The sequence below is a fragment of the Pseudoalteromonas lipolytica genome (assembly GCF_001306915.1).
Classification (GTDB): Bacteria; Pseudomonadota; Gammaproteobacteria; order Enterobacterales; family Alteromonadaceae; genus Pseudoalteromonas; species Pseudoalteromonas simplex.
The window spans coordinates 42,306-55,714 of record NZ_LJTC01000002.1; the positions used below are offsets into that span (position 1 = coordinate 42,306).

The 13,409-nt window shown below is 39.3% G+C and carries 12 protein-coding genes; 3 read left to right on the forward strand and 9 right to left on the reverse strand.

Translation table 11 applies throughout. The features are described from left to right. The first annotated feature begins 67 nt into the window (after positions 1–67). Positions 68–1,282, forward strand: coding sequence for an aminotransferase class V-fold PLP-dependent enzyme (locus AOG27_RS02155; protein WP_054551374.1), 1,215 nt, complete (start codon positions 68–70; stop codon positions 1,280–1,282). Positions 1,283–1,295: 13 nt separating this feature from the next. Further along, positions 1,296–1,709, forward strand: a complete 414-nt coding sequence (locus AOG27_RS02160) for a SufE family protein (RefSeq protein WP_054551375.1) — start codon at positions 1,296–1,298, stop codon at positions 1,707–1,709. Between the two features lie 3 nt (positions 1,710–1,712). Here the strand turns inward: AOG27_RS02160 and tcdA are convergent, their stop codons facing one another. From tcdA to AOG27_RS02195, 7 genes are read right to left on the reverse strand one after another with little or no spacing between them, the layout of a single operon-like run. After that, the gene (gene tcdA / locus AOG27_RS02165; RefSeq protein WP_054551376.1) at positions 1,713–2,507 is read right to left on the reverse strand and encodes a tRNA cyclic N6-threonylcarbamoyladenosine(37) synthase TcdA; all 795 of its coding nucleotides are present in this window, start codon (positions 2,505–2,507) and stop codon (positions 1,713–1,715) included. After that, entirely contained in the window at positions 2,508–3,182 is a 675-nt protein-coding gene (locus AOG27_RS02170) for a TIGR01621 family pseudouridine synthase (protein ID WP_054551377.1), read from the reverse strand. Positions 3,183–3,185: 3 nt separating this feature from the next. Further along, a complete protein-coding gene (gene kdsB, locus AOG27_RS02175) occupies positions 3,186–3,941 on the reverse strand; it encodes a 3-deoxy-manno-octulosonate cytidylyltransferase (protein WP_054551378.1) in 756 nt (251 codons plus the stop codon). Next, positions 3,929–4,126 carry a Trm112 family protein gene (locus tag AOG27_RS02180; protein ID WP_036968654.1) on the reverse strand — a complete coding sequence of 66 codons (198 nt, stop codon included), beginning with the start codon at positions 4,124–4,126 and terminating at the stop codon, positions 3,929–3,931. The genes kdsB and AOG27_RS02180 overlap by 13 nt, the downstream gene beginning before the upstream one ends. After that, on the reverse strand, positions 4,116–5,093 hold the full coding sequence (gene lpxK / locus AOG27_RS02185; RefSeq protein WP_054551379.1) for a tetraacyldisaccharide 4'-kinase: 978 nt from the start codon (positions 5,091–5,093) through the stop codon (positions 4,116–4,118). The genes AOG27_RS02180 and lpxK overlap by 11 nt, the downstream gene beginning before the upstream one ends. Further along, positions 5,093–6,835, reverse strand: a complete 1,743-nt coding sequence (gene msbA / locus AOG27_RS02190; protein WP_054551380.1) for a lipid A export permease/ATP-binding protein MsbA — start codon at positions 6,833–6,835, stop codon at positions 5,093–5,095. The genes lpxK and msbA overlap by 1 nt, the downstream gene beginning before the upstream one ends. 59 nt (positions 6,836–6,894) lie before the next feature. Continuing rightward, on the reverse strand, positions 6,895–9,048 hold the full coding sequence (locus tag AOG27_RS02195) for a DNA internalization-related competence protein ComEC/Rec2 (protein WP_054551381.1): 2,154 nt from the start codon (positions 9,046–9,048) through the stop codon (positions 6,895–6,897). A 96-nt stretch (positions 9,049–9,144) separates the two neighbouring features. Here AOG27_RS02195 and AOG27_RS02200 point away from each other — a divergent pair, with 96 nt between their 5' ends. Further along, a complete protein-coding gene (locus AOG27_RS02200; protein WP_054551382.1) occupies positions 9,145–9,654 on the forward strand; it encodes a DUF2062 domain-containing protein in 510 nt (169 codons plus the stop codon). 78 nt (positions 9,655–9,732) lie between these two features. On the opposite strand, the gene AOG27_RS02205 is transcribed toward AOG27_RS02200, so the two are convergent. Further along, positions 9,733–11,478, reverse strand: a complete 1,746-nt coding sequence (locus tag AOG27_RS02205; protein WP_054551383.1) for a DUF3466 family protein — start codon at positions 11,476–11,478, stop codon at positions 9,733–9,735. Positions 11,479–11,489: 11 nt separating this feature from the next. Then, on the reverse strand, positions 11,490–13,400 hold the full coding sequence (locus AOG27_RS02210) for an ABC transporter ATP-binding protein (RefSeq protein ID WP_054551384.1): 1,911 nt from the start codon (positions 13,398–13,400) through the stop codon (positions 11,490–11,492). Positions 13,401–13,409 lie beyond the last annotated feature (9 nt).

A 13,409-nucleotide genomic window follows, 5' to 3' on the forward strand; every position in this document is an offset into this window, starting at 1 on the left:
TGCCCTGCACTTGTCTATTTGTGCAAAGTAATTAAAATCGTCGCATTCTTGTAGCTTAAGGCCTTTCATGTTCGATATCACAAAAATACGTGCTGACTTTCCAATACTGAATGAAACAGTCAATGAGCAGCCTTTGGTGTATTTAGACTCAGCGGCTACCTCGCAAAAGCCACAGGCAGTTATTAATGCCCTTAGCCGATTTTATAGCCATGAGAACGCCAATGTGCACCGCGGCCGCCATACCCTCAGTGAAAACGCGACACGCAACTATGAACAAACCCGAACGCTACTTGCAGATTATTTTTCTGTAAAAAGTAATGAGATAGTGTGGACCAAAGGCGCAACCGAATCGATTAATTTAATCGCAAATGGTCTGGCTTCGAGGCTTAATCCTGGCGATAAAATTGCCCTATCTGCTATTGAACACCACGCCAACATAGTCCCTTGGCAACAGCTAGCTCAGCGTACCGGTGCAGAAGTCATTATTTTGCCGATAGAAAATGATTTAACTATTAATAGCGTGCACTGTAGTGAATTTATCAAACAACAAGAGCCTAAAATTGTCGCTATTACCCATGCATCAAATACCCTTGGTAATATTACTGATTTAGCGCCGATCATTAACGCATGTAAGGCCATTAATGCTATATCTATTGTTGATGGTGCGCAGGCTGCGATGCATTTACGCCCTAATTTACAAGAAATTTCCTGTGATTTTTACGTGTTTTCTGCCCATAAAATGCTCGGGCCGACAGGTTTAGGAGGCCTATATGGCCGATTTGAGCTGTTAAATTCGCTCGATGTATATCAAACCGGTGGCGAAATGATCGAAACAGTGAACCTAACACACAGCACTTTTCGTGATGCGCCGGGTAAATTTGAAGCAGGAACACCCAATATTGCAGGTGTCATTGCCTTTAGTGAGGCAATAAATTATTTAATATCGTTAGATTTTCAGCAAATGCGTCAACATGAGCATACAGTTTTTGACTATGCGATAAAACAATTATCAGCTATTGATGGTATTAATATCTATTCAAACCAAACAGATAACATCGGTAACATTAGTTTTAATTATCGCGATGAACATCCGTTTGATTTAGCCACCCTACTTGATGGATTTGGCGTTGCCGTGCGTAGTGGCCATCATTGTACGCAACCTATAATGAGTCATTTAGGCATACCAGGGACTGTACGAGCAAGTTTTGCGTTATATAACACTAAAGCTGATGTCGATGCCTTTATCAGTGCTGTTAAAAGTAGTATTGAGTTATTAGATTAATTTTGGATAAGTTATGAATTCAGCGTTTGAAGCCGTTAGTAAAAACATTGAAACAGCTGCTGGGTGGCAGCAAAAATATCGCCAAATAATGCTCTTAGGTAAGCAATTACCTGTTATGCCTGAAGTACTCAAAGTAGATGATGCTCTAGTTAAAGGCTGTGAAAGTAAAGTTTGGCTATATATCGACTTTGATCATACTGAAAACAGCCTGGTTTTAGCGGGCGATTCAGATACTCGCATCGTTAAAGGACTATTGGCTTTAATTTTAGCCTTATACAATGGTCTAACACCGGAGCAAGCAGCGCAAATTAATGCCTATGATGAATTTGAACGACTCGGTCTAATTAGCCATTTGAGCCCTTCTCGTGGTAATGGTATTAAAGCCATGGTTGATAAAATTCAAACCATGGCTGAACAAAAACAATAAGTTTTATAAACTACGCTGTTTTTTATCAAGGTATTTTCTAATCGCTTTGGCTGCAACAAAAAAGCCAAAGCTGCCTGTTACCATGGTTGCAGATCCAAAACCATTATTACAGTCCATATTCATTGAACCATCTGCACTTTGTTTTGCTTGGCAAACCTCACCTTCAGAGGTTGGATATACAAGCTGCTCTGTAGAATAAACACAATCGACGTTAAATTTTCGCTTTGGATTGCTACTAAAGTTGTACTGTTTTCGCAAAATATAACGTACTTTTGCAAGCAATGGATCATGAGTTGTCTTTGCAACGTCACCAAAACTGATTTGACTAGGGTCGGTTTGCCCGCCTGCACCTCCGGTGGTAATAACCGGTAGTTTTATGCGTTTACAGTGAGCAATAAGCGCTGCTTTTTCTTTTACAGCATCAATACAATCAATTACATAGTCAAAACCTTTAATATGCTCACGAATGTTATCTAGCGTAATGAAATCGTCAATAACATTAATTTTGATATCTGGATTTATAAGCTCACAACGTGTTTTCATTGCTTTTACTTTTGCTTCGCCTACGGTGCCAGTTAAAGCATGAATTTGACGATTAACATTGGTTGCACAAATATCATCTAAATCAATGAGGGTTAGTTGCCCTACACCCGTTCGAGCCAATGCTTCAGCAGCCCAACTACCTACGCCACCAATACCAATGACACAAAAATGTGCTTGTTGTAACCAATCAAATTGTTGATGACCATATAAACGTTTAATGCCACCAAAACGGATGTCTTGTATTGTTTCTTTCATTTACCAATCCAACGTCCAAGGAGCTGTCCACTCTTTGAATTCGTCTGAGTTAAAAACTTCATTAAGATGAGCACCTAAAGTGTAATCGCATCGATATTCTTTAAGCTGCCCTTTATAGCTAAATTGTAGTGCATAGGCATGCAAGTTTGTGCGCTCGTCTTTACTACCCGCATAGGTACTATCACCTAGAATTGGAGCGCCTAAGCTTTTCATTGCGACTCTAAGCTGATGTGTCTTACCTGAAAATGGCTTTAACAAGTATGCACGAAGCCCTGGTCGAATACTTTTTGAATAAAAGCGTGTGATAGCAGGATTCGTTTGGCTCTTTAACAGCTTAAATGCGCCACGACGACTTTTTTGCATATCCCCTTTTATCCAACCTTGCTTTTTCTTAGGCTTAGCATCACTCACTGCGAGATAAAACTTATTTATTTTATGATCAGAAAATTGCGAAGTGAATTCGGCTGCAGCTTCTTTGTTACGGGCTAATATAATTAAACCTGATGTCACTTTATCTAGCCGATGAACCGGATAGAGCTTCTCATTAACAAGCTCTTCAGCAAGTACGACAAAACCAGCACATTGTTCACTATGAAAGCTCACTCCTGCTGGTTTATAAAAAACAAAGAAGTCATCTTCAATGGCATGAAGATGAACATTGTTTACATCATGCATTTTTTAGTTGCCAAGCACTGCAATAACGCGCGCTAAATCTTCAGGAGTATCTACGCCTGCTTGCGGTGCACACAGAGCTTTTGCGATTTTAATTTTGTGACCATGATAAAGTACACGAAGCTGCTCTAATGACTCTAAAAGCTCTAATCGAGATTCTGGTAATTCGATGTAGTCTTTAATGAAGCCAGCACGATAAGCATAAATACCAATATGGCGCGCAAAATCAGCAAGATTTAGCTTATCTCGGTCATCATTCATCATCGCATCACGATGATAAGGGATTGGCGAGCGCGAAAAATACAGTGCGTTGTTGTCTGCATCGTTAATGACTTTCACGCAATTGGGATTAAATATATCGTCAATCTCATCAATGCTGGTGCTCAAAGTCGCCATTGGCGCATCAGAATCAGCAATTAGCATGGCAACTTGAGATACATTTTCGCTTGCCAGTAAAGGCTCATCACCTTGCACATTGACAACAATAGTGTCACTTTCGAGTTTTAACTGTTCAACAACTTCAGCTAAACGCTCTGTGCCTGATTGGTGATCTTCACGTGTCATCAATACATTATCAGTAAACTTCTTTACTGCATCAAACACTGTTTGATGATCAGTCGCTACATAAACTTGTGATGCACCGGACGCAACTGCTTTTTCATAAACATGTTGGATCATTGGTTTACCACAAATATCGGCAAGTGGTTTACCTGGTAAACGCGTCGATGCGTAGCGAGCGGGGATAACGACTACGAATTCCACTTATCAACCTCTTCTTGGCTTAATTCACGGGCTTCATTTTCTAAAAGCACCGGGATATCGTCTTTGATTGGGTACGCTAGTTTCGCAGCGGTACTGATAAGCTCTTGATTTTCTTTATCAAGACGTAATTTACCTTTACACACTGGGCAAGCGATAATTTCAAGTAATTTTGTATCAAAGGCCATTGAGGATCCCTTTTTGTTTTAATAATAAATTAAGTTTTTCGATAACTGCTGCTGTTGGCTTTGCATCAACAGGTAAATAATACCAATTTGGTTTAGCAAAACTAAAGCATTTAACTGCATCTTTTTCTGTCATAAATACAGCGTCATCTGCAAAATCGCTAAAGTCATTTGCTTGGTAGGCATAATGATCACGAAAATGATGAGTCGATAGTAAGTTAATGCCTTGCTGCTCAAGACTTATTTCAAAGCGTTTGGGGTTACCAATAGCACTGACCGCATGGCCTTTATCTTGAACTGAATTGGCGAGTTCTGAATTACTCACGGTTCGAAATGGGCTTGATGCTAAATCATAGCGGCTTTGTGCGTTGCCACCATTTTCTATGACTAAATCAACCAATTTTAAGCGCGCTTTGGTTTCACGAAGTGGACCTGCAGGCATTAATAAACCGTTACCAAATTGGCGTTCACTATCAACAATACAACATTCGATATCACGCGCCATTTTATAATGCTGCATGCCATCATCAGAAATAATGACATCGATATCATGTTGCTCTAACTTTTTTATACTAGCTTGTCGGTCAGGGCCAACCATTACAACACAGCCTAGGCGGCGTTTAATAAGTACAGGTTCGTCACCTGCTTGCGTTGTCGTCGTTTGTTCTGTCACTAACAGTGGATACGAATCAGACTGACCACCGTAGCCACGGCTGATCACAGCCACTTTTAAACCTTGCTGCTGTAAGTACTCAGCAAGCCAAATAACAAAGGGCGTTTTGCCGTTTCCACCCACACTAATGTTACCAACAACAATGACAGGAACATGCGCTTTAAAAGCCTTAAGTATATTTAGCTTATAAAACAAAGCACGAAGCGTTGAGATAAGCCAAAAAAGCACACTCAAAGGCAAGAGTAAAATGCTTAATAAACCTGGCTTTTTATACCAGCTTTTTTCAATAACACTCACTACTGCTCACCAAACTGCATCTTACATAACGCACTATAGGTACCGTCTTTTTCAAGTAGCTCGCCATGCGTGCCCTTTTCGATAACTTGACCATGGTCGATGACATAAATGCAATCACTGTTTTCTATTGTTGATAAACGGTGTGCTATCACAATCGATGTTTTTTCTTTCATTAAGCTATCAAGTGCTTGCTGGATTAGTTTTTCAGATTCAGTATCAAGCGCAGATGTCGCCTCATCAAGAATCAAAATAGGTGCATCTTTTAATATTGCACGTGCTATGGCTATTCGCTGACGCTGACCGCCTGATAACATAACGCCATTTTCACCCACCATGGTATCTAAACCTTCTGGTAAGTCTTTAACAAACTCCCAAACATGGGCTTGCTTGGCAACCGCCATTAACTCCTCGTTTGTTAATTCGCGGTCAAGGCCATAGCAAATATTATTCGTGATGGTGTCGTTAAATAAAACCACTTGCTGTGAAACCAGTGCAAATTGCTTACGTAAGTCTGTCAGTTTGTAATCAGCGATGTTGACGCCATCAAGCAAAATTTCACTGTCACCTTCAAGCTCATAATAACGCGGCAATAAATTTGAGATGGTCGATTTACCTGAGCCAGAACGGCCAACCAATGCGATGCTTTCGCCGGCATTAATCGAAAGTGATAAATTCTTTAATACAGGTTCATCTTTCGTTGGGTATTTAAAGGTCACATTGTTCACTTCAATTTTCCCAGTTACTTTAGCAACGCTGTAGGTGCCTGTGTCTTTTTCTACTTCTTCATCAAGTACCAAAAAGATACTTTGCGCTGCAGAAATACCACGTTGTAAATCGCTATTAACGTTTGAAAGTTGCTTCAGTGGCCGTAATAACATCATCATTGATGAAATAAGTAATACGAAGTCGCCTGAACTGATGGTATCAATCATTGACGGCATAGACACAACCCACAAAATCACGGCCATCGCGCTTGCTGCCAAAATTTGGATAACAGAAACGCTTAGCGCTTTGGTTGCATCCATTTTAATGCGCTGTTGGCGATTATGATTATTAATAGCCGAAAACTGCGTTATCTCTTGTTGTTGACCACCAAAGCCATGTATCACTTTATGACCAGATAGCATTTGCTCTGAGCTACGAGTTACTTGGCCCATCGCTGATTGGATTTTTTTCGAAATCATACGAAAACGTTTCGATACAAAGGCCACGATCACGGCCACCAGCGGAATAATAACTAAAAATATCAGTGACAGCTTCCAGCTGGTATAAAACATATTGAAAAGTAAGAAAACAACAAACGCCCCTTCTCTAACAACAATTAACAGGGCTTTAGTAATGGCTTGTTGAACCTGCTCAGTATCAAAGGTGATTTTAGAGATTAAATCGCCATTTGAATTTTTATCATGAAAAGACACCGGCAGATGTAAAATATGTTCGAATAATTGTTGGCGCAACGTTCTTACAACTTGAGAGCCAACATAACTTAAACAGTACGACGACATATAGTTAAACATGCCACGACCTAATACCAATGCAATCACAACAAATGGTGCATAAGTTAAAACATCAGTGTTACGATCATTTAAACCTTCATCAATGAAGGGCTTCATTAAATTGATAAACAATGCATCCATGGCTGAATAGCCAATCATGCCTACAATAGCGAAAAACGCGATTAACTTATAATCACCCACATAACTGATTAATCGCTTATAGATTTGGGATGTAGTTTGATCCATAACACTCTCTTATTCATAGACTTCGACTATTGTAGCCTTTAGGGGGTAAAAACAAAACGTCAATCTTGTTCGAACCAATAACTTTCCTGCTCTCGCGCAAATTCTAAGCGATACGTATCTGAATAAAATTTTATGCGTATATGGCCATACTTTGCCGTCGATAACTGCTGTATATGGTGTTGGTTATAACGATTTACAACCTCTGGGTGAGGAAAGTGCCATTGTCCTTGGTAAGCAGATGAATGGATAACTACTTCAGGATTTACTGCATCTATAAATTCATAACTTGACGAGGTATTACTGCCATGATGGGGGCTTATTAAAATAGTCGCTCGTAAATCCACCTCCTCTTCAACAAGTTTAGCTTCTGCCGCTGCTGATATATCTCCAGTTAGTAAAAGTGAATAATTAAAACCTGTTACTTTTAATAAGCAAGATTGGTCATTGCGACTCGCTTTTTCTACCTTTGCTGTAAAACTTCTGATATTAAGCTCAGCAAGTTTGATGGTGGTTGTTTTGCACTTATTTAACAGCCCCTGAGGATGAAAAGTAGCTAAAGTGTGTTGATAGCCAGCCTCTTTCCAACTGGCTAAACCGCCAGAATGATCGTTATCTAAGTGGCTTATTATGGTGTCAATCACAGATAGCTGCTGTTTATTGATGTTGTTAAGTAATACGTGGTGTACATAATCATAACGGCCAAAATACTGTGGGCCTAAATCATAAATTATCGCTTTATTTTTGCTGCTTACCATCACCATTAAGCCATGCCCGACATCAAACACATCCAACTGAAACTTAGCTTCTGACTGTAATTTACTATCAACGGCATATATACAAACAGGAATTAAACACACATATTTATTAGGGCTAAAGTACAACAGCAGAAGTGTTATGTAACTGATGATCAATAAGGAGAAATTAAACTCATTGAACGACAACCAACGCCAGTCATTAGGGATAGAAAGCAATAGTTGATAACTAAAATACAGGGCAATGTCGATAAGTGATAACAGACCTGAAATATCCAGTAGGCTAGAAATCAGACTATAAAAAACCAACAAAGGCAATAACAGCACACCGACCAAGGGCACAGCAATAAGGTTAATCAATAAACCTATCACGCTAGTACCTGAGAAGTAATATAAGGATAGCGGTAGTAAACCAACAAATAAAGCGCATTGAACTTGCAGTAGCTGTACAAATCGCTTTAAAAAACTAAGTGACAAATTAATTGTTTTTTTAGTCAGTAGAAAGATGATCGTAACGGCCAAAAAACTGAAATATAGTCCAGGATTCAACAGCGTAAATGGGTCTATAAACAACACCACACTCAAGGCGTACAAAATTGAACGCCAACGCACTGGGTTTTTTCCTAAGTTATAGATTACAAGGTAGCAGCCTAACATTAGCAGCGCCCGGCTTGCAGAAACTATAAAATCACTTAAGTAAACATAAACGAGCGAGCAACTGAACCCTATTACAACAAATAGCTTATTTAATTGAATTGATTGGCTTACACGAAAGTGACTCACTCTTAGCAGCCACTTACTAGTATAAAAACCGACTGCGAAGATAAGTCCGATATGAAGACCCGAAATAGCAAGTAGATGAGACAATCCTAATTCACGCAAGTGCTTTCTATCTTCATAACCTATTTTACTTTTGTCACCGGTTAAAAGCGCATAATAAAGCCATTGTAATCGTGTGTTTGCCGTAATTTTATCAATATAAGTGCGATAACTCACACGCAGGGAGTCATATTGATGATGATTTAAATAGCTTACCTCTCCTACGCTTCGGCCTTTATAAAATACTCGCTCAAGTAATGCTTGTCGTTCTCTATTAAAACTGTAGAAATTTTTTACTGACCGATAAGGTTTAAGTTTGAGTACTGCGCTTAATTCATCTCCACTAGTAACAGGTTTATCTGAAGTAATGCTGAGCATTGCATTAGGAGCAGGTCGGATGCTTGTAGGGCAAGATTCAATATGTTTCAGACTTGCTTTAATGTAGTAAGGGCTTTGTTCACTGTATGTTTCAACTACCTCAAATCGAACTAATCGGCTTTGTTGATAATCTATTTTGCAGTCAGAGATTGAGTAAAAGATGAAGTAATGAAAAATCACTACCAAAATAGCGCAAATAAACCCTGACAATAGAGTTAAAAAAGGCTTAAAATAGGCACCTGCTAGCAATACAGCAAAACTCATTATATAAAACGCCGCAGTGCCAAATGTATATAGGGTGAAAAAACAGCCTATGACAAAGCCGCTGCATAACCAAATAGATGTAAATGGTTGCTTTAAATGGCTAAGAAAACGATCCAACGCTTTTTACCAGATCATAACAAGGTAAAAGAACACAAGTATTTAAGAATTTTTGGTCGTTTATTGCATGATGCCAATTTATGGCACTTAAATAGACGCTCAGCACGTGGTGCATTTGCGGTTGGTTTATTTTTTGCGTTCATCCCTGTTCCTTTTCAAATGGTTCTTGCAGCCGCCCTGGCTATTCCATTTCGAGTAAATTTACCGATTTCTGTTGCAACCGTGTGGATCACGAACCCACTAACCATGCCTCCTATTTTCTATTGTTCATATATTGTAGGCACGATTGCCCTTGCTCAGCCACAACAGCACTTCCAATTTGAACCAAGCTGGCAATGGTTTATAGATAGCCTTACAACAATTGGCCCAGCCTTTTTAGTTGGCTCACTTATTTGTGCTACTGCTGCTGCTATCATCGGTTATTTTGCTACCGACATGCTTTGGAAACGCTCAGTCCGAAAAGCATGGATACATCGCCATAAAAAATAACTGATTTCAGTATAGACAAAAAACCCAGCTTAAAGCTGGGTTTTTAATATTGATTAGTAAGTCTCGATTACGAAACGATTACTTTTTAAAGAAGCGACGTGCAGCTGCAAATGGTAATAGCAATAAAGCATACCATGGGAAGCTTGCTGATTGACGCTCGTATTGTTCAATCTCTTCTGCAGGACATTCTTCAACACTGCCATCAATTGGTGTTAACTTAACAGCAACAGCAATACTTTCATATTCGATATTGCCATCAACATCAACTACAACATTACCGAATGAATCTGTCTTTTCAACAGTTTTAGTCGCAACACCAAAGATTTCATTATTGTTGTTAATTGATTTCGCTTCAGCGACCGTGTATTTAAAATGAGTCTCACCATCTTCTTCATAACAAGGTAATAAGTCATTGAGATTAACTATAGAATCATCACCCACCGTATAAATAAAGCCTTCTCTACGACGAGTAGTGGTGTTATAGATATCTGTTTCACCTTCACCAACAATAATACCGTTATCATTAATATCGTTTGCAACTGAGCTAGAGCTAGAGAAATAATCAGATGGGAAAACTACACTATCGCTTTTTTTATCATAATAAAAAAACTTAGTGCGTGTTGCTGTGTCAATTCTTTTAGCAGCATAACCAACAATAATATCATTATTATTTACAGCTAAAGCTTGTCCCGAAGTCCAATCATCGTCTTGGTCTATAAACTGTTTTACTTCACCATTTTCAAAGATAACTGGCATTGTAATTCTAGTATCGGTGTCTTTGTAACGAACATCTGATGTACCCACAATTAAACCTGAGTCGTTCAGAGTTATTGCGTTGCTACGAAAAGCGAAATCTTCATCATCTTCTGGTGTTAAACCTAAACCATACAATTCTGTATTAGTGATGTTTAAAGAGCTATCTAACGTCCACTTAACAGCACGCTTGTTAAAAATACCCGCCGTATAGCTTCGATTGTATGTTTCGACACAGTCTGAGACTGGTTCATCTTCACCATCACAGTTATCAGTAATATCATCGAGAGGATCAACTGCGATATCAATTGAAACACTACCTACAACCTCATAGCCGTTAGTTGTTTTGATAATATCATTTGCTGTACTAATACCGCCGTACTCGTCGAACTCTGGTGCAAGTTCAACTTTTACACCGTCTTCTGTAATTACAATAGCACGACTAATAAAATCTCTTAAGAAATGTGTTTCCTCTTCATCTTCATCAGTTTGTGTAAACGATGTTTTTTCATATGGGGCACTCCCCCAACCAACCATAACACCATCATCACTAACTGCATTTAGGATGTTCGTAGTTGAACGCGTTAAGCCATCATAATCTAGTGATTCCTCATCGTATAATACCTGTTCCGAAACACCCTCGGAGCCGTATATCGTCGCAGCTGCACTTGATAGTTTCTGATACTCTGAATTAGTTAAACGGTTAGATTGCGTGTCTGTAATAAAATCAATCATAAACTGATGGGCATCAGCATTGGTATTCACTGCATCATTATTTTCAATATCATCTAATGTAAAAGTAATCTCTTTGTCTATTGATTCAAAATATGATTCACGAGCATCATAGGCATTTTTGATAGCAGAGTCTGTAAAATCAATATATGAGATATCAATTGGTAACCTATAAAGAGAATTGGCTATACCTATAATATGACCATTCTCACTGACATCTGTTACGTAATTATGTTTTGCTCCGTCTAGCCCACCTAATTCTTCTAATTTATAGGTTGCGCTCATCGCTGAGGTACTTAGGGTGGCTAAAATACTGGCAGCGAGTAATTTGTATTTCATTTTAATCCTTACTACTGATTCTTTAAATCTTCGAGTTCTTCCCAGCGCTCAAAAGCGACTTCAAGCTCAGACTCTAACTCGGCTAAATGGTTCAATGCTTCTGTTGTAATTGCAGCATCTTGCTTAAAAAAGTCAGGGTCATTAACCACAACTTGCTGAGCGTCTAACGCTTTTTCAAGTTGTTCCACTTTACTGGGTAATTCTTCTAATTCAAGTTTTAATTTGTAAGAGAGTTTATTACTTTTCTTTGGTGTTTTATCTTGGCTAACAACGGCCGGCTTTTCTTGCTTAATTTGTTGCTGTTGTTGTTTTTCTTGCTCAGCTAAATGAGCTGCATACGCTTCATAGTCGCTATAGCCTCCGACAATGTCAGTGATCTTGCCGTTACCTTCAAATGCCCATACAGAATTACAGGTATTATCAATAAATTCACGGTCATGGCTTACAATCAGCACAGTGCCCTGATATTGGTTGATGATCTCTTCTAAGAGCTCTAAGGTTTCAATATCAAGATCATTGGTTGGCTCATCGAGAACAATAATGTTAGATGGCTTTAAAAATAACTTTGCTAATAATAAGCGGTTTTTCTCACCACCTGAAAGTGCTTTTACTGGCGTACGCGATCTTGCCGGTGGAAATAAGAAGTCTTGCAAGTAACCAAGTACATGACGTGAGCGCCCGCCCATCATCACTTCTTGCTTACCTTCAGCTACGTTATCTTGTACTGTGGCTTCTTCATCAAGCTTTTGACGATACTGGTCAAAATAAGCAAACTCTAAATTAACACCTTGCTTAACACTGCCGCTATCTGGTGTTAAGTCACCAAATAAAATTTTAAGCAGTGTTGTTTTGCCAATACCATTGGGTCCGACAAGGCCAACACGATCGCCACGCATAACAAGGGTCGAGAAATCTTTCGCGATCACTTTATCTTTAAATGCATGACCGATGTTTTTCGCTTCGAATACTAATTTACCTGAACGATCCGCTGTTTCAATATTGAAATCGGTTTTACCGACCTGATCAACACGCTGCTTACGCTCTTTACGTAACTCTTTTAAAGCGCGCACACGGCCTTCATTACGCGTTCTACGTGCTTTAATACCTTGGCGGATCCACGCTTCTTCTTCTGCTAAGCGTTTATCAAATAGTGCGTTTTGTGTTTCTTCTACTTTTAAATCATGCGCTTTTTGCTCAAGGTACGTCGCGTAATCGCCAGGGTACGAAACCAGCTTACCACGGTCTAAGTCAAGAATACGGGTTGCAACTGCTCGAATGAATGCACGGTCGTGAGAAATAAAAACGATACCGCCTTTAAACTCTTTTAAAAACTGCTCAAGCCAAATAACACTACTCATATCTAAGTGGTTGGTAGGCTCATCAAGTAGCAGTAAATCGGGTTCACTAACCAAGGCTCTTGCAAGCGCAACTTTACGTAACCAACCACCTGATAATGATTCAAGCTTGGCTTCTGGGTCTAGCTCTAAACGAGATAAAACGAGCTGAATACGGGTATCAAAGCGCCAGCCATCAACAGTTTCTAATTGATTAGATAAACGCTCTAATTTGTTGAGCAATTTATCGTTATAGTCTGTTTGCATTTGATTACTAACTTGGTGATATTCTATCAGTAAGTTAGCGATGTCAGGCATACCCTGAGCTACATAATCAAATACTGAGCCTGCCGCCCCTTTTGGTGGATCTTGCTCTAAACGTGAAATGCGAATACCGCCTAATTGGTTGATTTCGCCATCATCCAAAGTCACTTGGCCATCAAGCACTTTTAGTAGTGTTGATTTACCTGCCCCGTTTCGACCAACGATACAAACACGCTCACCTGACTCAATAACGGCATCGGCATCATCTAGTAGCGGATGCGTACCATAAGCGAGTTGAGCTTTGGCTATTCTGATTAAATCCATCGTGATTAC